This window comes from Streptomyces sp. DT2A-34, assembly GCF_030499515.1.
In the GTDB taxonomy this organism is placed as follows: Bacteria; Actinomycetota; Actinomycetes; order Streptomycetales; family Streptomycetaceae; genus Streptomyces.
The window spans coordinates 7,085,367-7,105,826 of sequence record NZ_JASTWJ010000001.1; the positions used below are offsets into that span (position 1 = coordinate 7,085,367).

Sequence of the window (20,460 nt, forward strand, 5' to 3'; positions counted from 1 at the left end):
ACCCCCCAACCCCGAGGAGAGCTCCATGGCACGTGGACTCCTGAGATCCCTGCTGAGCGGAGGCGCGCTGACCGCCCTGCTCACCATGGCGTTGCCCGCGCAGGCGGCCCCCGCGTTCGAAGACCCGCCGCCGGACAAGATCGTCATCAAGGTCGCCACGGTGAACGGCTCCGGCTGCCCCCAGGGCACCACCGCCGTCGCCGTCTCCGAGGACAACACCGCCTTCACCGTCACCTACAGCGACTACCTCGCCCAGGCCGGCGGCAACTCCGACCCCACGGCGTTCCGCAAGAACTGCCAGCTCAACCTGGTCGTGCACGTCCCACAGGGCTTCACCTACGCCATCGCCAGCGCCGACTACCGCGGCTTCGCCGCTCTCCAGCCCGGCGCGAGCGCCATCCAGAGAGCCTCGTACTACTTCCAGGGCTCCCCGAACACCCAGTTCCGCAACCACTCCTACAGCGGCCCCCTCAACGACAACTGGCAGGCCACCGACAGCACCGACTGGGCCCAACTGGTCTGGGCACCCTGTGGAGTCCAGCGCAACTTCAACATCAACACCGAGCTGAGGGTCAACGCCGGCACGTCCTCGCCGGACAAGGTCAGCTTCATGACGATGGACTCGACGGACGGGGACATCAGCACGGTGTACCACCTGGCATGGAAGGAGTGCCCGGAGTCCTAGAGCGGACCCCGGACACTCCCGGGGAACTGACGCTGGGGGTACGTCAGCTGCTCTCGACCCCCAGCGTCAGCGTCCCCGTGTATCCCGCCGACGGCGAACCGCCCAGGGCCGTCAGGGTCAGGAGGCCGGACGCGGCGCCTCCCTCGTCGTAGATGGAGTCCTGGGCGAGGGTGGTGCGGGTGACCGTGTTGGCCGAGTACGGCGAGAGCGCGGCGACTCTCGTCGTGATCGCCTCGTCGAAGAAGAGCTGCCCGGTGTGCAGCTCCTGGCCGCCCGTGAAGGAGCCGTCGGAGGTGAGGGTGACGTCCGTGTGCACCTTGACGTGGATGTGGACGCAGCGGCCTCTGTACCAACCCGGGTAGACGGTGGTGATCCTGGCGACCCCGCTGGAGTCGGTGAGGGTGCCGCCGCGCAGGAAGGTGCCGTTGTCGGGCTCGTCGTGGCCGTTGTTGCCGACGAAGCCGGAGTACTCGCCGAGGGCGTCGGCGTGCCAGAGCTCGACGAGGGCGTTGCCGAGGGGAGCACAGGTGTCGTCGTCGACGACGGTGAGGGTCAGCTGCAGCGGGAAGCCTGTCTTGTCCTCGCTGATGTCGGCGCGGACGAGCTGTCCGTCGAGGTAGTAGGGGCCTTCGGTCATCTCCTTGGTGAGGGTGCAGACGGCCGCGGCGGCGACGGGAGCCGTGTCGGCCGCCTCGGCTGTGAGGGCTTCGGGCGCGGCGACGGCGACGGCCAGGGAGGCGGCCGTGGCGCCGGTGGCGATCAGTACGGTGCGGCGTCCGATCGTGGTGGGGGTTGCCTTCGAAGTGTCTGTCATGAGCACGGCACCGTAGGAAGGGATCCTGTTGATGGCTGTCAGTTAAGCAAAGTGTCGGCTCGTCAAGTTCCGTGCCGGTCAGATCGCTTGTCCGAGGTACCGGCGCCGGGCTGATCCCCGTACGAGGCGTGAAGGAACTGATCACAGCGGCGGGCCGCTCGTACGGGCAGCACACCAGGCTGTCGATATCCTCGTCGTGCAGGGTGTGCCGCGGTACGGGGGAGGCCGAATGACGATGAGACGGATGATCGCCGCCGCGAGCGCCGCGGCAACGGTGGTGCTCGGCGCGGTGGTCGCGCTGCTGATGGAGCAGCTGGACGCCGGTTGGGGCTGGTGGGTCGCGTTCGGGGCGGCCGTGATCCTGTCGGCGGCGCTGGCCGGGTGGCTGGCGTTGCGTCAGCAGCCGGTACTGCTCGGTGTGGGCGGCGTGCGGGCCCAGCGGGACATCAAGAACTCGGTGTCCACGAGGGTCACCGGCCTGCCGGCGGACGCCGACACCGCCGGGGGAGCGGGCGCGGTCGAGGCGGGCCGGGACATCGACGGCGAGGTCACCACCAGGGTGGACTTCGCGCCGCCGGCCGGGGACCAGGATCGGTGAAGGGCGAGCTCGGCCCCGGCGCGGTCGGCGCGGGCCGGGACATCAAGGGCAGGGTGTCGACGGAGGTCGTCGGGCTGCCCCCGGACGCGGTGGCGGGCGCGGGAGCGGTGACCGCCGGGCGGGACATCAACGCGCCGGTGACGGTGTCGATCGGGGTGGGCGCGTTCGCGCGGGTGACGGACGCGATCGTCGATCCGACGCCGTTGCTGAACGACCTCGACCTGGGCCACTTCACCGGTCGCGGCTGGCTCATCGAGCGGATCGACGACGCGATCTCGCAGCGGGACAAGGGATATGTGCTCGTCCTGTCCGAGGCGGGGATCGGCAAGACCAGTCTCAGTGCCCATCTGGCGCGGACCAGGAGCTGGCCGCAGCACTTCAGCGCCTTCGCCGCCGGAGGCCACCCGGAGACCGCCCGCAAGAATCTCGCCGCCCAGCTCGTGCACCGGTGGCAGCTGGAGGACAGGCTGTGCCCCGGCGGGCTGCTGCCCGAAGGCGCGGAGCGCCCGGACTGGTTGGTGAAGGTGCTGCACGCGGCCGCGGCCGAGCGGGACCGCGTGGCGCCGACGACGCCGCTGGTGCTGCTGGTCGACGGCCTCGACGAGGCCGAACCGCCGGCGCGCGGCAGCGACACGGGCATCCCGCTCGGGCTGCCGAGACCCCAGCATCTGCCGCGCGGGGTGCACATCGTGGCGACCAGCAGGTTCGGAGTGAACCTGTCGAACCTCCGGGCGCAGACCGACGTCCTGGAGATCCACGTGGACGGTCCGGAGAACCGCAGCGACCTGCTGGCGTACCTGAGGATCCGGGTCGGTGAGACCGGCACCAGCCTGTACGACGCCCTCCGCGCCCACCGGGTGCCGGCCGACCGGTTCGTGGACTCCCTGGCCGAACGCTGCGGCGGGGTGTGGATCTACGCGCGATACGTGCTCGACGAGATCGCCCAGGGAACCCGGTCGCCGGACGAGGTCGGCCGGCTGCCCGACGGGCTCGCCGGGTACTACGAGGAACAGATCGGCCGATGGCGGGAAACCGCCGACTGGGACGGCGTGGGCGAACCGGTGCTCGCGGCGCTGGCCGCCGCGCAGGCACCCGCCGATCCGGACGTCCTCGCCCACATCGCCGGAGTCGACCAGCGGCCCGCGCGCCGGTGGCTGGACCGGGCGTTCCGGCCCTTCCTGAGCCGGGAAAGCGGCCGGTACTCGATCCGCCACCAGAGCCTGCGGGATCTTTTCGAGACCGGGTCCGACGACGAACTGGACGCGGGCCTGCGCCAGGAGTTGAACGAGGCGCTGGAGAGGGCGCACTGCCGCCTTGTCGACACGCAGATGGCCTCCGACGACGACTGGTCGGACGTCGGCGGCTACGGCCGGTTCTGGCTTCCGCGGCACGCGTCCGCGTGCGGGCGGCTGGACGAACTCGTCGGGAAACCAGGGTTTTTGCTGACGGTCGAGCCACCGGCGCTGCTGCGGCACCGCCGGGATCTCACCACCGTGACCGGCCGCCGGGCGCTCGGCGCGTACGAGCTGGCGCTGTACGACTGGCGACGGGAACCGAGCGAGGAGCGCCGGCGGTGGTGGCTGCACGTCCACGCCCGCCGCAACCGCAGCGCCGAGTTGGCCGAGGCCTGCGCCGCCGGACAGTCATGGCCGTGGCGGCTACGCGCCGCGTGGTGATCCGGTGTCCCGCACCGGGTCGTCACCACGGACTCCCCGCACTACGCGTGCGCCGTGCCGGTCGGCGGCCGGACCCTGCTCGCGACCGGTCACATCCTCGGGTCGGTTTCGCTGTGGGACCCGGACTCCGGTGACCTGCTCGCCGTCCTCACCGGCAGGAACGACGCGGCGGACGCCCACCGCCCGCCGTTCGAGCGCACCTCACGCTGGGTCAACGCCCTGTGCGCCCTGCCCGTCGCCGACGGCCGCACGCTGCTCGTCGCAGGCCGCAAGGACGGCTCGGTGCCGGTATGGGACCCGATCACGGGCGAAGAGGTCGCGGACCTGGCGGGCAACGGTGAGGCCGTCACCTCCGTGTGCGCGCTCCTTGACGTGGACGGTCGCACGGTGCTGGCCACCGGGGACAAGGAGGGGGTGCGATTGTGGGACCCGGACACTTGGAGGCAGATCCGCGAATGGCCGCAGGACGACGTGCTGCCCAGACGCATGTGCGCGGTGCCCGGGGCCGGTGAGAGCACCCTTCTGGCCGTTGTCCAGTTCGGACAGGTCCGGCTGCTGGATCCTGCCACCGGACAATCGGTCGGTACCTTGCGAACCGACTACGTCGCGACGATGTGCGTGGTGTCCGATGTGGACGGCCGCACGCTGCTCGCCACGAGTGGTGGCCGTGACGGGCAGATCGTGTTGTGTGACCCGGTTTCCGGGCAACCGGTCGGCACGCCGTTGAGCGGGCAGGACGACGAGGTGACCGTGATGTGCGAGGTGCCCGGCGCCGACGGTCGCGCACTGATCGCTGCGGGCGGCCGCAACGGGACGATCCGGGTGTGGGATCCGGCGACCGGCGCACCCGTCGGGCCGCCACTGACGGGACATATCGGGGACGTGGAGTCCTTGTGCGTCATCCCTTCCGGCGACGGCGGTGCCCGGCTCGCGAGCGTCGAGCACAGCGGGCGCAGCGACCACGGGTCGGTACGGCTGTGGGACCTGACGGACGAGGACGCGCCCGGCACGGGGTCGGACGGGCACGGCGACTGGGTCAGGACCCTGTGCGCGGTGCCCGCCGTCGGCGGTCGGACCTTGATCGCCAGCGGCGCCCATGACGCCTCGATCCGGTTGTGGGATCCGGCATCCGGCGACCTCGTGCACGCCTGGCTCGACATTCCTCGTGCCGACGGACGTCGCGACGACGGCTACCGTCGCGCGAGCAACTGGACCATGGCCGTGTGTGCGGTCGAGGACGTCGGCGACCGTACCGTGTTGTTCAGCGTGCACGAGGACGGTCGTCTGCGGCGGTGGGACCCGGCCACCGGCGACCAGATCGGCACCCCCGCCCGGAACCGCTGGCACGACGCGTCCGTGATGTGCGTGGTGCCCGATGCCGGCGGCCGCACGTTGCTCGCCACATCCAGCTACCGCACGTTGCTGCAACTGTGGGACCCGGCCACCGGGCAACCCGTGGACGAGCCGTTCGAGAGCGTCGGAACGACCGAGCGCGCCACCGTATGCCCGGTGCCCGCTGTCGACGGCCGCACGCTCGTCGCCGTGGTCTCCGGCAAAGCGACCGTGCAACTGTACGACCCGCTGACGCGCCGGCAGGTCGGGACGAACATGGAGCCCGCCAGCGATTTCGACTTCAACTGGGTCCAGGCGTTGTGTGCCCTGCCCGGCGCCGACGGCCGCACTCTCCTCGCCAGCGGCGGCCGTGACGGGCTCGTGTGGCTGTGGGACCCCACCACCTGCGAGCCCGTTGCCGAGCCACTTCACGCCCACAACTGGGTGACGGGCATGTGTGTGCTGCCCGGTGCCGACGGAGCCCGACTGGTCACCATCGGCCATGACGGACTGCTACGTCTGTGGAATCCGCGCACCCTCCAGCCGATCGGCGAGCCTCTCAGTGGCCACAGCGACAGTTGGCTGAACGCGGTGTGCGTCGTACCGGATGTCGACGGGCGCACCATGCTCGCCACCGGCGGCCGCGACCGCGCGATCCTGCTGTGGGAGCCGGCCGACGCCTAGCGTCCCTGGCGTTGGGCCCGAACCTGCGACAAACGTCCACACCAGCGCGCCAGAAGTTCATGCCGGGCCTGGCCATCCACCACATCCCGGTCGCCCGTGCCGTCTTGTCGCCGAAGTGTCCGCCTTGGAAACCGGGTCGCAACAGTCAGGTACGCAGTAAGGCGGCAGGTCCCGTGAAGAAGTTGGCGTATTCGGTGACCCTGCGGTCATAGCGGTGAAGCCCGCCGCCGGAATGCGTCGTGCACCGCCCTGGTGCGGCTGGCCGTCTCCTCGTCAGCGTGCTTTGATCCTGCGCACGGATGGAGGCGTCGGGAATGGATTCCGGCCCGGGAATCGGGTAGCCACCGCCGTATTTTGCAGCATGTTCACGCGAAGGGAACCGCAGGTTATGAGCTTCACCTCTCAGGTTGAAACGGCCGAGATCGCCGACGCCGTCCTGGACAACATCGCTGGTGGTCAGGCGGGCGCCGCCGCCTCCGCCGGTCTCGCGGGCACCCTCTCCGGCGGTGTCGCCGGTCTCTCCGAGACCGTGTCCGCCGTCGCCTGCGCCGATGTCTTCGCGGCGGTTTCGCCCGAGGGCGTCGCGCTGGGCGTGCACGCGCACGCTGCCGGTCACTGACGAAACGTGTGCGACGGGCCCTGGATCATTTGATTCCGGGGCCCGATTTCTTTCTAGCCTTTCCCGCAGTGGCGGACAAACGCCGCCCAGGCTTCCGTCGTAAGCGCCAACTGGCGTTCGTCCGGGGCCTTGGAGTCGCGGACGTGGATGGTGTGGGGGCAGGTGGCGACCTCGACGCAGTCGCCGGAAGCGCTGCTGCTGTAGCTGGACTTGCGCCAGGAGAGGGCAACTTCGACACAGTCATCCCCGGATGCGCTGCTGTAATTGCTCTTGAACCAGGTCAGTTCGGACGTGCTCATAGGTCTCCTCGCATCCGCTGTAACAGGCTCACGGTGTCCTCCATGCTGAGAGCCTGTGAACGCATCCTGGCATACCGCCTCTGGAGCACGCTGACCACTTTCGGGTCGATGATTAGCTGGCCACTCTCCTGTCCTTCGATGTAGGCGTACCACTTGTTCTCCGGCGTCTCCAGCAGCTGGAGGGGGCCTTGCAGCCCTGAGTGCGATTGCTGCACCAGCGGCATGACCTGGATCTCGACGTTGCGCAACGCGGCGAGTTCCAGCACGTGATCAATGAGCTCACGAGTCACTTCCACACCGCCTGTTCGCCGCAGGAACACGTGCTCTTCGATGATGAAGCTGAACGCGGTGTTCGGCCGCTCCCGCAGTAGCCGCTGCCGATCTGCCCGGGCAGCCCACCTCTCCTCGATCTGCGTGTCGTCCAACGGCGGCACGTGGTCGACGGCCATCGCCCGCGAGTACGGCTCGGTCTGCAACAGCCCAGGCGCCATGCGGCATTCGTACGTGTACAGAGTGATCGCCGTGGCCTCCAGCTGTGCCCACCGCCGAAACCAAGCCGCCAACCCCGGCTGCCGAGCCAGATGCAGCGCCGCCTTCCGCAAGGCCCCCGTATTCCCCAGCACCGCCTCCGCCCGCTCCGCGAACGTCGGGTCCGGCATCCGCCGCCCCAACTCGATGGAAGCCACCGTGTGTTTGGAGAGCCCCACCTGGTCCCCGAACTCCTCCCGGCTCAACCCGGCATGCTCCCGCAACGCCTGAACCACGGCCCCGAACGTCCGCAGACTGTCCGAAGACTCCGGCTCGCCGCCCGTAGCCGCACCCGTCCCCACCGCACCATCGACCACTGTCGGTCACCTCCCGCGCCCATGGTCACGGGTGGTCACGAGTACTGTCCAGCCGGTAACCGCGTACGCTCCCGCACCGTACGCGCCACTCACCTGGTGAACTACCGGCCCCACCCGCCAGATTGGGCCCATGCCCGCACCCCACACCCCCCAACCGCCGGTTACCGTACGTGTGTTCACCCAGCGCCTCAGCGCGACCCCGCGCGGCGCCCGCCTGGCCCGGCACCTCGCCCTGGCCCAACTCCACGCCTGGGGCGTCCCGGACGGCAGCAGGGCCTCCGAGGCCGTCGCCGTGATCGTCGCCGAGCTGGCCGCCAATGCCGTCACCCACGGCCGCGTCCCCGGCCGCGACTTCGAGCTGCGTCTGTCGCTCCCCACGGGCAGCATCCGCGTCGAGGTCAGTGACACCCGTACCGAACCCCGCCCCCCGAAACCCGGCGACGTACAACCTCCGCACCCGCTCGACGAACACGGCCGCGGTCTCGTCCTCGTCGAGGCGCTGGCCGACCGGTGGGAGGTGCTGGACCGCGAGCCACCCGGCAAGACCGTCCGTGCGGAGGTGGACCTGCCGGGGTGGCTGTCACTTGTCGGTCACTGCTCGCCGGGCTAGTTCGAGGCGCAGGCCTGGCGCCAGCTGCCGTACGAGTCGTCGACGAAGTCGCCGTTGTCGACAAGGCCCGCCCGGAAGTAGAAGCAGGCGTCCTCGTCGATGTCCGTGTTGTAGACACCGGCGTTGTTCCAGTCGTAGCCGGTGTAGCCGCCGGTGTAGTCGTGGTGCCACTTGGCGTCGCTGGTGGACGGGACTCCCGTCGTCGGGTTTGTGGCCTGTACCCGCACGCCCCTGCCGTCCGTGCAGACGTCGAGGAACCGGAAGACGTCGCCGTACCTGCTGAAGCCGACGGAACCGCAGACGTCGGCCGTGTTCGTGTAGTCGTCGATGGTGGCCGCCTGGGCCGAGGTGGCCGTCGCGACGGTGAGGGCGGACGCGGCGAGGGCGGTCACGACTATGCGTCTGAGCTTGGGCATGCCTGTTTCTCCCTGTGGATCCCAGGTGGCGCGGTGTTCACAAGATCTCCGCGATGGTGAACGGACTATGCCCAATACTTGATCTCTGAACAACCCCTGCGGTGCTGGCGACTTTCTGTGTCTGCGCGGACCGTTGACGCGCAAGTGATTCGATTCTACGGTCCCGTCCGAAGTGACGATCGATGATCGAAATGTCGAACGCCATATGAACTCCCCCCACCGCAAGGAGGATCCACGTGAGCCGCACCTCCCGTACCTCCCGCACTTCCCGCACTTCCCGCACTTCCCGCAGGTCCCGTACGTCCGGTACCTCCCGCCGAGCCGCCCTCTTCGCCCTCCCCGCCGCCGCCCTGCTCGCCCTCGTCCCGTCCTCGGCGTCGGCGTACCCCAACCCCGGCCGGGTCACCGGCTCCGTCGTCACGCACGACCCGACGATGATCCGCACCTCGTCCGGCCAGTACCTGCTGTACGCCACCGGCGGCGGCATCGCCAGCAAGGCGTCGTCCGACCGCACCGCCTTCAGCGCGGGCGGCGACGCCTTCGGCAGCCGTCCCGGCTGGTGGTCGACGTACTCCTCCGTGCCGGAGGCCTGGGCGCCGGACATCTCGTACCAGGGCGGCAAGTACCTGATGTACTACTCCGTCTCGAAGTTCGGCTCGAACACGTCCGCCATCGGCCTCGCCACCTCCAGCACCGGCCGGCCGGGCAGCTGGACGGACCAGGGCATCGTCTACACGTCCGGCTCCTCCAGCGACTACAACGCCATCGACCCCAACCTCTTCGTCGACAGCGACGGCAAGTGGTGGCTGTCCTTCGGCAGTTGGTGGACCGGCATCAAGATGATCCAGATCAACCCGTCCACCGGAAAGCAGCTGTCGAGCAACACCACCCGCTACTCGCTCGCCTCCCGCCCCACCGGCACCAAGGCCGTCGAAGCGCCCTACATCGTCAAGCGGGGCAGCTACTACTACCTCTTCGCCTCCTACGACACCTGCTGCGCCGGCACCAGCAGCACCTACAAGGTCAAGGTCGGGCGGTCCACCAGCGTCACCGGGCCGTACGTCGACAAGAACGGCGTCTCGATGATGAACAACGGCGGGACGCCCGTCCTCGAGTCGCAGGGCAGCGTCATCGGCCCCGGCGGCCAGTCGATCATGAACGACGTCGACGGCGACCTGATCGTCTACCACTACTACGACGGCAACGACAACGGCACGCCCAAACTGGGCATCAACCTTCTGAACTGGAGCACCGGATGGCCCGTCGCATACTGACCCTGCTGGCAGCGCTGCTGCTGGCACTCTCGATCGGGCAGCCGTCCGCGAGCGCGGCGTCCTTCGCCAACCCGGTCAAGACGCAGAAGGGCGCCGACCCCTGGATCTCGTACCACAACGGCAACTACTACATGGTGACGACGAGTTGGACCGACGTCATCACCATGCGCAAGTCCGCCACCCTCGCCGGCCTCGCCACCGCGCCCAGCGTGCAGGTGTGGAAGGGCGACGCGGCGAACCGCTGCTGCAACATCTGGGCGCCCGAGATGCACTTCATCAACGGCCGCTGGTACATGTACTACGTCGCCGGGCAGAACGTCTCCGACTACATCCCGACGCAGCGCACCCATGTGCTGGAGAGCGCCGGGTCCGACCCCATGGGTCCGTACACCTACAGGAACCAGCTCAACTCGGCCTGGATGCTGGACCCGAACGTGGCCACCATCAACGGTCAGCTGTACCTCTTCGGCAGCGCGAACGGCGGCGGCACGCAGAACATCGTCGCGGCCCGCATGTCGAACCCGTACACCCTCGCCACCGGCTTCTCGACCGTCTCCACGCCGACCTACGACTGGGAGCGCAACGGCACGGTCAACGAGGGACCGGAGATCCTCCAGCGCGGCGGGAGGACCTTCCTCATCTACTCGGCCAGCGGCTGCTGGACGCCCGACTACAAGCTCGGTCAGCTGACCCTGACGGGCTCCGACCCGCTCTCGGCATCCTCCTGGACCAAGAAGTCCACGCCCGTCTTCCAGCGCAGTGACGCCAATGGCGTGTACGGGCCCGGCCACAACGGCTTCTTCACCTCCCCCGACGGCACCGAGAGCTGGATCGTCTACCACGCCAACGACAGCGCGAGCGACGGCTGCGACAACGGCCGTACGGCACGGGCGCAGAAGTTCACCTGGAACTCCGACGGCACCCCGAACTTCGGAACCCCGGTGCGGCTCGGCGCGTCCCTCACCGGCCCCTCCGGGGAGCCGTCCAGCGCCTCCACGACGTACACCATCAGCAACCGCAACAGTGGCAAGTGTCTTGACGTGGCGGGGAGTTCGACCGCCGACGGCGCCAATGTGCAGCAGTGGGCGTGCAGCGGCGGCAACAACCAGAAGTGGCGCCTGGAGGACCTCGGGGACGACACCCACCGCCTGGTCAACGTCGCCACCGGCAAGGTCCTCGACACCGAGAACTGCTCCAGCGCGGATGGCGCGGACCTGCGCCAGTGGTCCTGGCTGAGCAACACCTGCCAGCGCTTCCGCTTCATCGCCACGGACAGCGGCTACGTCCAGATCGCCAACCAGGCCACGGGCAAGGTGGCGGATGTGGCGGACTGCGGGACGGCCGACGGAACGGATGTACGCCAGTGGACGTGGCTGGGCAACAACTGCCAACAGTGGAGGTTGACTCCGGCGTAGTGCAGCCAACCTTCAGGGGCGCGGGGAACTGCGCGACAAGCCACAACGGACCGGCAGCCGCACAAGTACCCGCACCCCTACGGCGAGAAGGCGCTACCCGACCTGCCCCATCCCCGCCGCATTGGGCCAACTCTGACTGTTGGGCCACCCGGTCGTCGCGGCCGGAGTAAGTCCCGGCCCGGTCGTCCCCCGCACCTGCGCCGCCGTAAGCCCACCCCGAGCCGGCACCCCCGGCGGGGTGGGCCCAGGCATCGCAGCCGCAGCCGCAGCGGGCGCCACAGGCGACGGGAACGGCATCGGCGAGGGGGCGGGCATGGGAGCGGGGGCCGGGGCGGGGGCCGGAGCCACCGGGGCCGGAGCCACCGGAGCCGGCGCCGGCATCGGCATCGGCATACCGGCGGGTTGAGCCGCCGCAGGCATCCCGGCACTCATGGCCTGCGCGGCCAGCCCCTGCATACCCGAACCGTTGGTGGAGCCGACCAACCGGTCCACGGCCGCCGTACCCGAGCTGTAGTTGGTCCCTGTACCCAGCTCGGGTACGGCGGCTCCCCTCCTGGACCCGTAGAGCACCTGCTCCAGGCCGGACACCAGGCGACGCACGTCCGTCTGGGGGCGCACCACGAGTCGCAGGAAGCGGCTTGACGAACCGATCTTGTTGCCGCACTCGCGGACCAGGATCCGGTGCTCGGTGAGCAGCCGGTCGCGGACCACGGTGCCTTCCGCGCCGACGGGGAGGCGCACGAAGAGGAAGTTGCCCTGGGACGGGTACACCGTCAGACCGGGCAGCGCGGAGAGCTGGCTCGCCATGTCGAGACGGTCCCGGCGCACCTGGTGGAGGCTCTGCGCGTACTCGGCGCCGTGGTTCTTGAGCATGAACACCACGTGCTCGGCGAAGGCGTTGAGGTTCCACTTCGGCAGCATCGAGCGGACCATGCCCGCGAGCGCCGGGTTGGCGACCAGGTAGCCGAAGCGGATGCCGTGCAGACCGAAGTTCTTGCCGAGGCTGCGCAGCACGATGACGTTCGGGCGCAGCATCGCCTCCTGGACCGCCGACGGCTCCTGCTCGGCGTCGGCGAACTCCAGGAACGACTTGTCGATGATGACCAGGTCGAGGTCGGCCATCGCGTCCATGAACTGCACGAGCGCGTGCTTGTGGAGGTAGCCGCCGTCGGGGTTGTTCGGGTTGCAGATCACCGCCACCCGCGTCCCCCTGGCCCGGATGAACTCGCCGTACTGCGCGAGGTCCAGGGCGAATCCGCTGGACTCCTGGAGCGGGAACATGTCGACCCGCTTGCCGGTCTCCATCGGCTGGTCGGTCCAGCGGCCGAAGGTGGGGACGGGGATGGCGAGGGACTCACGGACCAGGAGGTGGTCGATCCAGGTGATCAGCTCCGTGGAGCCGTTGCCCATCGCCACGCACTGCGGCGGGAGCTGAAGCAGGCTGCACAGCTCGGCCGTGATGGTGTCGGCGCTGCTCGGGTAGTAGGTGATGATGTCCCGCAGCCGCGCCCCCATGTCCTGGAACATCTCCGGCGTCGGGAAGTACGGGTTGCAGGGAATGCAGAAGTCGACCGGACCGGCCCCGTCGCCGCCCTCCCGCGTCAACGCCGCCATCGACGGGCTGTGTGCCGCGGTGCTGCGGAACAGCGAGGTGACGTTGTCGGCCATGGAACCTCCGTATGAGGGCGGGCCCGGCGGGGAAGACCGGGCCCGTCGTCTTGGGTGGCCCGCGCGGGGGAGCACGGGCCGCCCTTACATACGGAGGCTGGGGTGACGCTGTTCAACCACTGAGAAACCGGTAAGAACTTGTGTGCCACCTGTGAAGGTCCGTCAGAGCGGACGTCGGATCAGGCGTCGGAACACCCCTCGATGAGACGTCAGCGGCTGAACGAGTGGATCGTCGTCGACCGGTACGTCTGTCCCGGCCGCAGCACCGTCGACGGGAACGACGGCTTGTTCGGCGAGTCCGGGAAGTGCTGCGTCTCCAGGCACAGCGCGTCGCCCTGCCGGTATGTGCGGCCGGAGGGGCCGACCAGGGTGCCGTCGAGGAAGTTGCCCGAGTAGAACTGCAGGCCGGGCTCGGTGGTCGCCATCCGCAGGGTGCGGCCGGAGAAGGGGTCCTTCAGGGTCGCGCACCACTCGGGCTTCGGCGAGATGCCCTTGTCGAGCACCCAGTTGTGGTCGATGCCCTTGGCGTACAGCAACTGCTCGTGCGCCTCGCGGAGGTTCTCGCCGATGCGCTTGGTGCGGCGGAAGTCGAAGGGGGTGTCCGCGACGGGGGCCGGCTCACCGGTGGGGATGAGGCCCGGGTCGACGGGGGTGTAGCGGGACGCGGCGATCTTCAGCTCGTGGTTCTCGATCGTGCCGCTGCCCTCGCCGGCGAGGTTCCAGTAGACGTGGTTGGTGAGGTTGACGAGGGTGGCCTTGTCGGTGGTGGCCTCGTAGTCGATGCGCCAGTCGCCGTGTGTGGTGAGGGTGTACGTCACCTTCACCTTGAGCGTGCCCGGGTAGCCCATCTCGCCGTCGACGGAGGTGTAGTACAGGTAGAGGCCGACGTCGGAGCCCTTGGTGAAGGGCTCGATGTCCCACACCTGCTTGTCGAAGCCCTTGGCGCCGCCGTGCAGGCTGTTCACGCCGTCGTCGACGTCGACCTGGTAGGCCTTGCCGTCGAGGGTGAACCGGCCCTTGCCGATGCGGTTGCCGTACCGGCCGATCAGGGCGCCGAAGTACGGGCTCCCCGCGACGTAGTCCTCGATGGTGTCGAAGCCCAGGGAGACGTTGGCGAGCCGGCCGCGGCGGTCCGGGATCTCCAGGGACTGCACGATGCCGCCGTAGGAGAGGACCTTCATCCGCGTGCCGCCGTTGGCCAGCGACCAGCTGTGGACCTCCGTGCCGTCGGCGAGGGTGCCGAAGAGGGACTTCACCGGCGTGTTGCCTCCGTCGCTGAAAAGAACAGGGCCCCGCCTTCCGGCGGGGCCCTCCTGCTGCACTTACGAACCGACCTTGCGCTTGTTCCACACGTCGAACCCGACCGCCGCCAGCAGCACCAGGCCCTTGATGACCTGCTGCCAGTCGGTGCCGATGCCGACGAGGTTCATGCCGTTGTTCAGCACGCCCAGGACCAGGCCACCGATGATCGCGCCGAGGACGGTGCCGACGCCGCCGCTCATCGACGCGCCGCCGATGAACGAGGCCGCGATCGCCTCCAGCTCGAAGTTGAGGCCGGCCTTGGGCGAGGCCGCGTTGAAGCGGGCGGCGAAGACCAGACCCGCCAGGGCCGCGAGCATGCCCATGTTCACGAAGATCAGGAAGGTGACCTTCTTGTCCTTCACACCCGACAGCTTGGCCGCGGGCAGGTTGCCGCCGATCGCGTAGATGTGGCGGCCGATGATCGCGTTGCGCATCACGTAGCCGAAGCCGACGAGCAGCACGCCCAGGATGAGCAGCACGATCGGGGCGCCCTTGTAGCTGGCCAGCAGCATCGTCAGCGTGAGGATGGCGGCGCCGAGCGCGACCAGCTTCAGCAGGAAGAGGTTGAAGGGCGGGACGTCCAGGTTGAACTCCTGCTGCCGGCGGCGGTCGCGGAACTCCTGGAAGACCACGAACGCGATCATTCCGAAGCCGAGCAGAAGTGTGAGGTTGTGATAGTTGGTGTTCGGGCCGACCTCGGGCAGGAAGCCGTTGGCGACCTTCTGCAGACCCTCCGGGAACGGGCCGAGGGTCTGGCCCTCGAGGAAGATCTCCGTCAGGCCGCGGAAGATCAGCATGCCCGCGAGGGTCACGATGAAGGATGGTATGCCGCCGTACGCGATGAAGAACCCTTGCGCGGCACCCGCGACGGCGCCCATGGCCAGGCAGAGGATGACGGCGACGGGCCATGGCAGGTCGTTCTTGACCATGAACACCGCGGCCATGGATCCGATGAACGCTGTCAGCGATCCCACCGACAGGTCGATGTGACCCGCGATGATGACCAGCATCATGCCGATCGCGAGGATCAGGATGTAGCTGTTCTGCAGCACCAGGTTGGAGACGTTGCGCGGCAGCAGCAGGTCACCGTCGGTCCACACGGCGAACAGCGCCACGATCAGGCCGAGGGCGATCAGCATGCCGTACTGCCGCATGTTGCGGCGCATGCCGTCCAGCACCAGCTGGAGCAGGCCGTCGGCCGCGGCCCCTCCGCTCTTGCCCGGCGGCGCGGGGGCCGGGGTCTTGGCGGTCACATCCGTGCTCATCGGGATACCTCTTTGTCCTTTGTCATCTGACGCATCAGCGATTCCTGCGAGGCCTCGGCCCGCGAGAACTCACCGGTCAGCCGCCCCGCGGCCATCGTGTAGATGCGGTCACACATGCCGAGCAGTTCCGGCAGCTCGGAGGAGATGAAGACGACCGCCTTGCCCTGGGCGGCCAGCTGGTCGATGACCGTGTAGATCTCGTACTTGGCACCGACGTCGATGCCACGCGTCGGCTCGTCCAGGATCAGCACATCCGGACCCGTGAAGATCCACTTGCTGAGGACGACCTTCTGCTGGTTGCCGCCGGACAGCTTGCCCACCGGCTCGAAGACGGTCGGGGCCTTGATGTTCATGGACTTGCGGAAGCCCTCGGCGACCTGCCGCTCCTCGTGCTCGTCGACCACGCCCCGCTTGGCGACCTTGCCCAGCGCGCTGAGCGAGATGTTGCGGTTGATGGTGTCGATGAGGTTGAGGCCGTAGTGCTTGCGGTCCTCCGTGACGTACGCGATGCCGTGCTTGACCGCCTCGGGGACGGACTTCGTACGGATCTCCTTGCCGTCCTTGAGGACCTTGCCGTCGGCGTAACGGCCGTAGGTGCGGCCGAAGACGCTCATCGCGAGTTCCGTGCGGCCGGCGCCCATCAGGCCCGCGATGCCGACGATCTCGCCGCGCCGCACGGACAGGGACACATCGTCGACCACCTTGCGCTGCTGGTCGATCGGGTGGTGCACGGTCCAGTTGCGGATCTCCAGCGCGGGGGCGGAGCCCGCCTCCGGCTCGTGCGGGGTGCGGTCCGGGAACCGGTTCTCCAGGTCGCGGCCGACCATCCCGCTGATGATCCGGTCCTCGGTGGTCTCCGGCGCCTTCACATCGAGGGTCTCGATGGTCTGGCCGTCGCGGAGGATCGTCACCGAGTCGGCGACCTTGCGGATCTCGTTGAGCTTGTGCGAGATGATGATCGAGGTGATGCCCTGCTTCTTCAACTCCAGGATGAGATCCAGGAGTTTGCCGCTGTCCTCGTCGTTCAGGGCCGCGGTCGGCTCATCCAGGATGAGCAGCTTCACCTTCTTCGACAGCGCCTTCGCGATCTCCACGAGCTGCTGCTTGCCCACGCCGATGTCGGCGACGCGGGTGTCCGGGTGGTCGCTGAGCCCGACCCGGCGCAGCAGCTCGGTGCCGTGCCGCAGAGTCTCCCTCCAGTCGATGAACCCGCCCTTGGCGTGCTCGTTGCCGAGGAAGATGTTCTCCGCGAGGGAGAGGAACGGCGACAGCGCCAGCTCCTGGTGGATGATGACGATGCCGCGCTGCTCGCTGGCCCTGATGTCCTTGAACTCGCAGACTTCCCCTTCGAAGAGGATGTCCCCTTCGTAGGTGCCGTGCGGGTGGACGCCGGAGAGGACCTTCATCAGGGTCGACTTGCCGGCGCCGTTCTCCCCGCAGATGGCGTGGACCTCGCCCTGTTGGACGGTCAGTGTGACGTCCGACAGCGCCTTGACGCCGGGAAAGGTCTTGACGATCGAGCGCATTTCCAGGACGGGTCCCGCCATGGTCGTGCCTTCCAATCAGAGTGGGCGGGTGGTTAGTTGAGGTCGCTTTCCTTGATGTAGCCGGAGTCGACCACCGTCGCCTTGTAGTTGGCCTTGTCCACACTGACCGGCGTGAGCAGGTAGGCCGGGACGACCTTGGCGCCGTTGTCGTAGGTCTTGGTGTCGTTGACCTCGGGCTTCTTGCCGTTGAGCGCCGCGTCGACCATGTTCGAGGCCACCTTGGCGAGCTCACGGGTGTCCTTGTAGACGGTCATCGACTGCTCGTCGGCGATGATCGACTTCACCGACGCGACCTCGGCGTCCTGGCCGGTGACGATCGGCCACGGCTTGTTCTTGGAGCCGTAGTCGTCCGACCGCAGGGCCGAGAGGATGCCGATGGAGATGCCGTCGTACGGCGAGAGGACCGCGTCGACGCGCTCGCTCTTGTAGGCCGACGTCAGGATGTCGTCCATGCGCTTCTGGGCGGTGCCGCCGTCCCAGCGCAGGGTGGTGACCTGGTTCAGCGCGGTCTGCTTGGAGCCGACGACGAGCTGCTTCTTGTCGATGTACGGCTGCAGGACGTTCATGGCGCCCTGGAAGAAGTAGCGGGTGTTGTTGTCGTCGTTGGAGCCGGCGAACAGCTCGATGTTGAACGGGCCCTTCTCGGAGCCGTCCTTCAGGCCGAGCTTCTCGACGATGTAGTTGCCCTGGAGCTCGCCGACCTTCTCGTTGTCGAACGACGCGTAGTAGTCGACGTTCTTGGTGCCGAGGATGAGGCGGTCGTAGGAGATCACCGGGATCTTGGCGTCGGCGGCCTGCTGGAGCACGTTGTTCATCGACTTGTTGTCGATGGCCGCGACGATCAGCGCCTTCACACCCTGCGTGATCAGGTTCTCGATCTGACCGACCTGCTGGTCCGGGTCGTCCTCGCCGTAGACCAGCTTGGTCTTGTAGCCCTTCGACTCCAGGTCCGCGACGACGTTCTTGCCGTCGGCGATCCAGCGCTCGGAGGACTTGGTCGGCATCGCGATACCGATGGTCGCGCCCTTGGTGTCCCCGCCCTCCTCCTTGCTGCCGCCCTCGCCGCTCTGGCCGCAGGCGGACAGGGTCAGGGCGAGGGAGGCGGCTCCGGCTATGGCGGTGAGTGCGGCTCTGCGAGTGCGCATGGTCATCATCCTTGATGTGTGTGAGCAGGGCTCCGTCTGGCGGAGCGAAGACGCTTCGAGGGTTGAACGGTGTCGACCGACCGTGTGTGGGATTGTGTTCGACTGCGTCTTCTTCTGTGAAGGGGGTTTGTCCGGAACGTTATGCGGGAGTTTCGAATCGCTTCAGCGTTCCGGGCAGCCGTGAACCGAGAGGCGCCATGTCGCCGTCAGCTCCGTGCCGTGCCAGCAGGTCCAGTGCCAGCCGTCCGCGCCGTACGCGTTCCTTGGCGGTGGCCAGCGTCAGGTCTCTCATGTGGTGCCCGTAGGGATAGATCCCGGGGGCCTTGGAGAGCCCGAACTTCAGGTAGAGCGGTGCGCCGCGTCTGATCAACTCGGCGACCTCGTACATCCGGATGTAACCGCCGAGATCGTCGGGGGCCTCGATGTACATGTCCATGGGGGCGCCGGAGACGCGGCGGATCTCGGTGAGGTGATCCAGCGTCAGGTCGCTCGGCACGTTGATCGAGTCGCCGCCCAGGTTCTCGTACACCGCGTACGCGGCCGGGTTGACGGGGCCGATCAGCGCGCTCACCTTGAGCGTCGTGTCGGCCGGGATGATGCCGGCGGCCCGCGCTCGGTGCAGCGCCCACAGCACGCCCTCGTCGGCGACGAGGAGGCACTTCACGCCCAGCTCGGTGGCGCGTACGGCGTCCTCGACGCACCCGGCGACCGCGTCGTGGCCCCGGGCACGCAGCCCGCCGCCCTTGGAGTCGGTACGGGTGGAGCCGCCGATGTCCCAGGTGCCGCGCGGGCCGGTGAACAGGCAGAGCTCGATGTCGCGCTCGGCGGTCGCCTCCACCATCTCGGTGATCTCGGCGTCGGTGAGCATCCAGATGCCGCTGCCCTGGCTGATCCGGTGGATCGGCACATCGAGCCGCGAGGCCTCCTTGAGGACCACGCCGAGCGCCTCGGGGCCCTCCACGGAGGGGACCTCGGTGCGCCAGCGGCCACCACCGGGGAAGGTGTGCGGAGAGGCGTCGGAGGGGTCGAGTGCGGGCGCCCCCAGGCCGAGTGCGGTGAGCGCCTGCTCGCCGGGGCGGCGCGGCGTCTGAGCGGTGGTGTCGGTCACAAGCTGTCCTTCATGTTCGATATATCGGACGAGGGTCGCGGCTCTGGTCGTGCGGGGCTTTGGGTGTACGCCGGTACGAAGTCGTCAGGTACCCCGTACCGGCGTACGGCTCAGGGGTGTGTCATGGCCGCAGCAGGACCTTTCCGACCTTCGGGTCGCCGGACCCCACCAACTCGATGGCCTGCGGGAACTCCTCCAGCGGCAGCTCGTGCGTGACCAGCGGCAGCGGGTCGAGGAGTCCTGCCCCGAAGACCCGCACGGTGTGTGCCCAGGCCTCCGGCGCCGCGCCGAACACGGTCTGCACCTCCAGCTGCCGTACCACGAGATCGGTCGGGTCGAGCCCGTCCGCGCCCGGCGCCGGGATGCCCGTCAGGATCAGCCGTCCACCGCGGCGCAGCAGGGCGGCGGCGGTGCGCGCCGCGTCCGCGGACCCGGCGGTCTCGATGACGACGTCGAAGTCGTCAGGGAGTTCCTCGTCCTTGGTACGGAAGTCCGTGGCGCCGAACCGCTTCGACAGCTCGGCCCGGTCCGGACGCGTCCCCACGACGAGCAGCTCGGCCGGCGAGCCCGCCTTCAGGAACTGAACGGCGAACATCCCGAGCGTCCCCGTGCCCACCACGGCCACCCGCTCGCCCGGCACCGCGTTCGCCTTGAGCGCGGCGGCCGCGATGCACGCGGCCGGCTCCAGCAGCGCCGCCGCCGTCAGATCCGCGTCGTCCGGCAGCACGTGCAGCAGCCGAGCCGGCAGCGTGAGTGTGGGGGCCATGGCGCCCGGCTGGGTGAAGCCGGTCTCCTCGTAGCCCGCCGTGCACAGTGTGGTCTCGCCCGCGTGGCAGCGGTCACAGACCTGGCAGTTCCGGAAGCCCTCGCCCACGACCTTGCGGCCCACCAGGCTCGAAGGGACGCCGTCACCGACCGCCGCCACCGTCCCGGACCACTCGTGGCCCGGCGTGAGCGGATAGCGGACGTACCCCTCCGGCCGGTTGCCCTGGAAGACCTCGCGATCACTGCCGCAGATCCCCGAGGCGTGCACCCGGACCAGGGCCTCGCCCGCTTCCGGCTGCCGGGGCTCGTGCGGGACGAGCCGGTGCTCGCCCGGAGCCTCGATCACGACGGCGGTGCTCACTCGGTCCTCCCGATGCCGGGCCGAGGGGTGTG

General features: G+C 68.7%; 18 protein-coding genes and 1 pseudogene. 8 read left to right on the plus strand and 11 right to left on the minus strand.

Annotated features, from left to right (window positions below):
- The first annotated feature begins 25 nt into the window (after positions 1-25).
- On the plus strand, positions 26-685 hold the full coding sequence (locus QQM39_RS31800; protein WP_302000981.1) for a DUF4360 domain-containing protein: 660 nt from the start codon (positions 26-28) through the stop codon (positions 683-685).
- A 43-nt stretch (positions 686-728) separates the two neighbouring features.
- On the opposite strand, the gene QQM39_RS31805 is transcribed toward QQM39_RS31800, so the two are convergent.
- Positions 729-1,499, minus strand: a complete 771-nt coding sequence (locus QQM39_RS31805) for an intradiol ring-cleavage dioxygenase (RefSeq protein WP_302000982.1) — start codon at positions 1,497-1,499, stop codon at positions 729-731.
- Positions 1,500-1,728: 229 nt separating this feature from the next.
- Here QQM39_RS31805 and QQM39_RS31810 point away from each other — a divergent pair, with 229 nt between their 5' ends.
- From QQM39_RS31810 to QQM39_RS31825, 4 genes are all read left to right on the plus strand, one after another.
- Entirely contained in the window at positions 1,729-2,097 is a 369-nt protein-coding gene (locus QQM39_RS31810) for a hypothetical protein (protein WP_302000983.1), read from the plus strand.
- Entirely contained in the window at positions 2,094-3,773 is a 1,680-nt protein-coding gene (locus QQM39_RS31815) for an ATP-binding protein (RefSeq protein ID WP_302000985.1), read from the plus strand. Before QQM39_RS31810 ends, QQM39_RS31815 begins: the two co-directional genes overlap by 4 nt.
- A 54-nt stretch (positions 3,774-3,827) precedes the next feature.
- A complete protein-coding gene (locus tag QQM39_RS31820; protein WP_302000986.1) occupies positions 3,828-5,789 on the plus strand; it encodes a WD40 repeat domain-containing protein in 1,962 nt (653 codons plus the stop codon).
- A 388-nt stretch (positions 5,790-6,177) separates the two neighbouring features.
- The gene (locus QQM39_RS31825) at positions 6,178-6,408 is read left to right on the plus strand and encodes a hypothetical protein (RefSeq protein ID WP_302000987.1); all 231 of its coding nucleotides are present in this window, start codon (positions 6,178-6,180) and stop codon (positions 6,406-6,408) included.
- Positions 6,409-6,461: 53 nt separating this feature from the next.
- Here the strand turns inward: QQM39_RS31825 and QQM39_RS31830 are convergent, their stop codons facing one another.
- Both QQM39_RS31830 and QQM39_RS31835 read right to left on the minus strand, forming a co-directional pair.
- The gene (locus QQM39_RS31830) at positions 6,462-6,707 is read right to left on the minus strand and encodes a DUF397 domain-containing protein (RefSeq protein WP_302000988.1); all 246 of its coding nucleotides are present in this window, start codon (positions 6,705-6,707) and stop codon (positions 6,462-6,464) included.
- Positions 6,704-7,552: a helix-turn-helix transcriptional regulator gene (locus tag QQM39_RS31835; RefSeq protein ID WP_302000989.1), complete on the minus strand. Its 849-nt coding sequence runs from the start codon at positions 7,550-7,552 to the stop codon at positions 6,704-6,706. Before QQM39_RS31835 ends, QQM39_RS31830 begins: the two co-directional genes overlap by 4 nt.
- A 130-nt stretch (positions 7,553-7,682) precedes the next feature.
- On the opposite strand from QQM39_RS31835, the gene QQM39_RS31840 reads away from it, so the two are divergent.
- Positions 7,683-8,162 carry an ATP-binding protein gene (locus tag QQM39_RS31840; protein ID WP_302000990.1) on the plus strand — a complete coding sequence of 160 codons (480 nt, stop codon included), beginning with the start codon at positions 7,683-7,685 and terminating at the stop codon, positions 8,160-8,162.
- On the opposite strand, the gene QQM39_RS31845 is transcribed toward QQM39_RS31840, so the two are convergent.
- The gene (locus QQM39_RS31845; protein WP_302000991.1) at positions 8,159-8,578 is read right to left on the minus strand and encodes a hypothetical protein; all 420 of its coding nucleotides are present in this window, start codon (positions 8,576-8,578) and stop codon (positions 8,159-8,161) included. The genes QQM39_RS31840 and QQM39_RS31845 overlap by 4 nt on opposite strands.
- Before the next feature lie 350 nt (positions 8,579-8,928).
- Here QQM39_RS31845 and QQM39_RS31850 point away from each other — a divergent pair, with 350 nt between their 5' ends.
- A complete protein-coding gene (locus tag QQM39_RS31850) occupies positions 8,929-9,852 on the plus strand; it encodes an arabinan endo-1,5-alpha-L-arabinosidase (RefSeq protein WP_302003799.1) in 924 nt (307 codons plus the stop codon).
- On the plus strand, positions 9,834-11,267 hold the full coding sequence (locus QQM39_RS31855) for a family 43 glycosylhydrolase (RefSeq protein ID WP_302000992.1): 1,434 nt from the start codon (positions 9,834-9,836) through the stop codon (positions 11,265-11,267). The genes QQM39_RS31850 and QQM39_RS31855 overlap by 19 nt, the downstream gene beginning before the upstream one ends.
- Before the next feature lie 93 nt (positions 11,268-11,360).
- Here QQM39_RS31855 and QQM39_RS31860 read toward each other — a convergent pair whose 3' ends face one another.
- The 7 genes and pseudogenes from QQM39_RS31860 to QQM39_RS31890 form a co-directional block, all read right to left on the minus strand.
- Positions 11,361-12,935, minus strand: a complete 1,575-nt coding sequence (locus QQM39_RS31860) for a histidinol-phosphate transaminase (RefSeq protein ID WP_302000993.1) — start codon at positions 12,933-12,935, stop codon at positions 11,361-11,363.
- Positions 12,936-13,144: 209 nt separating this feature from the next.
- Positions 13,145-14,194: pseudogene (locus QQM39_RS31865) on the minus strand (aldose epimerase family protein); the annotation flags it as partial.
- Between the two features lie 63 nt (positions 14,195-14,257).
- Positions 14,258-15,502: a multiple monosaccharide ABC transporter permease gene (mmsB, locus tag QQM39_RS31870; RefSeq protein WP_128428198.1), complete on the minus strand. Its 1,245-nt coding sequence runs from the start codon at positions 15,500-15,502 to the stop codon at positions 14,258-14,260.
- Positions 15,499-17,049 carry a multiple monosaccharide ABC transporter ATP-binding protein gene (mmsA, locus tag QQM39_RS31875; protein WP_302000995.1) on the minus strand — a complete coding sequence of 517 codons (1,551 nt, stop codon included), beginning with the start codon at positions 17,047-17,049 and terminating at the stop codon, positions 15,499-15,501. Before mmsA ends, mmsB begins: the two co-directional genes overlap by 4 nt.
- 32 nt (positions 17,050-17,081) lie before the next feature.
- Positions 17,082-18,194, minus strand: coding sequence for a multiple monosaccharide ABC transporter substrate-binding protein (gene chvE, locus QQM39_RS31880; protein ID WP_367669305.1), 1,113 nt, complete (start codon positions 18,192-18,194; stop codon positions 17,082-17,084).
- Positions 18,195-18,333: 139 nt separating this feature from the next.
- Positions 18,334-19,302, minus strand: coding sequence for a hypothetical protein (locus QQM39_RS31885; RefSeq protein WP_302000997.1), 969 nt, complete (start codon positions 19,300-19,302; stop codon positions 18,334-18,336).
- Between the two features lie 121 nt (positions 19,303-19,423).
- A complete protein-coding gene (locus tag QQM39_RS31890) occupies positions 19,424-20,428 on the minus strand; it encodes a zinc-binding dehydrogenase (RefSeq protein WP_302000998.1) in 1,005 nt (334 codons plus the stop codon).
- Between the last annotated feature and the right edge of the window lie 32 nt (positions 20,429-20,460).

What these genes read in the sequence shown, in the direction of transcription:
- chvE (WP_367669305.1), bottom strand. Translation starts at nt 18,194, where the DNA reads ATGCGCACTCGCAGAGCCGCACTCACCGCCATAGCCGGAGCCGCCTCC.
- QQM39_RS31845 (WP_302000991.1), bottom strand. Translation starts at nt 8,578, where the DNA reads ATGCCCAAGCTCAGACGCATAGTCGTGACCGCCCTCGCCGCGTCCGCC.
- QQM39_RS31830 (WP_302000988.1), bottom strand. Translation starts at nt 6,707, where the DNA reads ATGAGCACGTCCGAACTGACCTGGTTCAAGAGCAATTACAGCAGCGCA.
- QQM39_RS31860 (WP_302000993.1), bottom strand. Translation starts at nt 12,935, where the DNA reads ATGGCCGACAACGTCACCTCGCTGTTCCGCAGCACCGCGGCACACAGC.
- QQM39_RS31825 (WP_302000987.1), top strand. Translation starts at nt 6,178, where the DNA reads ATGAGCTTCACCTCTCAGGTTGAAACGGCCGAGATCGCCGACGCCGTC.
- QQM39_RS31805 (WP_302000982.1), bottom strand. Translation starts at nt 1,499, where the DNA reads ATGACAGACACTTCGAAGGCAACCCCCACCACGATCGGACGCCGCACC.
- QQM39_RS31855 (WP_302000992.1), top strand. Translation starts at nt 9,834, where the DNA reads ATGGCCCGTCGCATACTGACCCTGCTGGCAGCGCTGCTGCTGGCACTC.
- QQM39_RS31840 (WP_302000990.1), top strand. Translation starts at nt 7,683, where the DNA reads ATGCCCGCACCCCACACCCCCCAACCGCCGGTTACCGTACGTGTGTTC.
- mmsB (WP_128428198.1), bottom strand. Translation starts at nt 15,502, where the DNA reads ATGAGCACGGATGTGACCGCCAAGACCCCGGCCCCCGCGCCGCCGGGC.
- QQM39_RS31800 (WP_302000981.1), top strand. Translation starts at nt 26, where the DNA reads ATGGCACGTGGACTCCTGAGATCCCTGCTGAGCGGAGGCGCGCTGACC.
- mmsA (WP_302000995.1), bottom strand. Translation starts at nt 17,049, where the DNA reads ATGGCGGGACCCGTCCTGGAAATGCGCTCGATCGTCAAGACCTTTCCC.
- QQM39_RS31810 (WP_302000983.1), top strand. Translation starts at nt 1,729, where the DNA reads ATGACGATGAGACGGATGATCGCCGCCGCGAGCGCCGCGGCAACGGTG.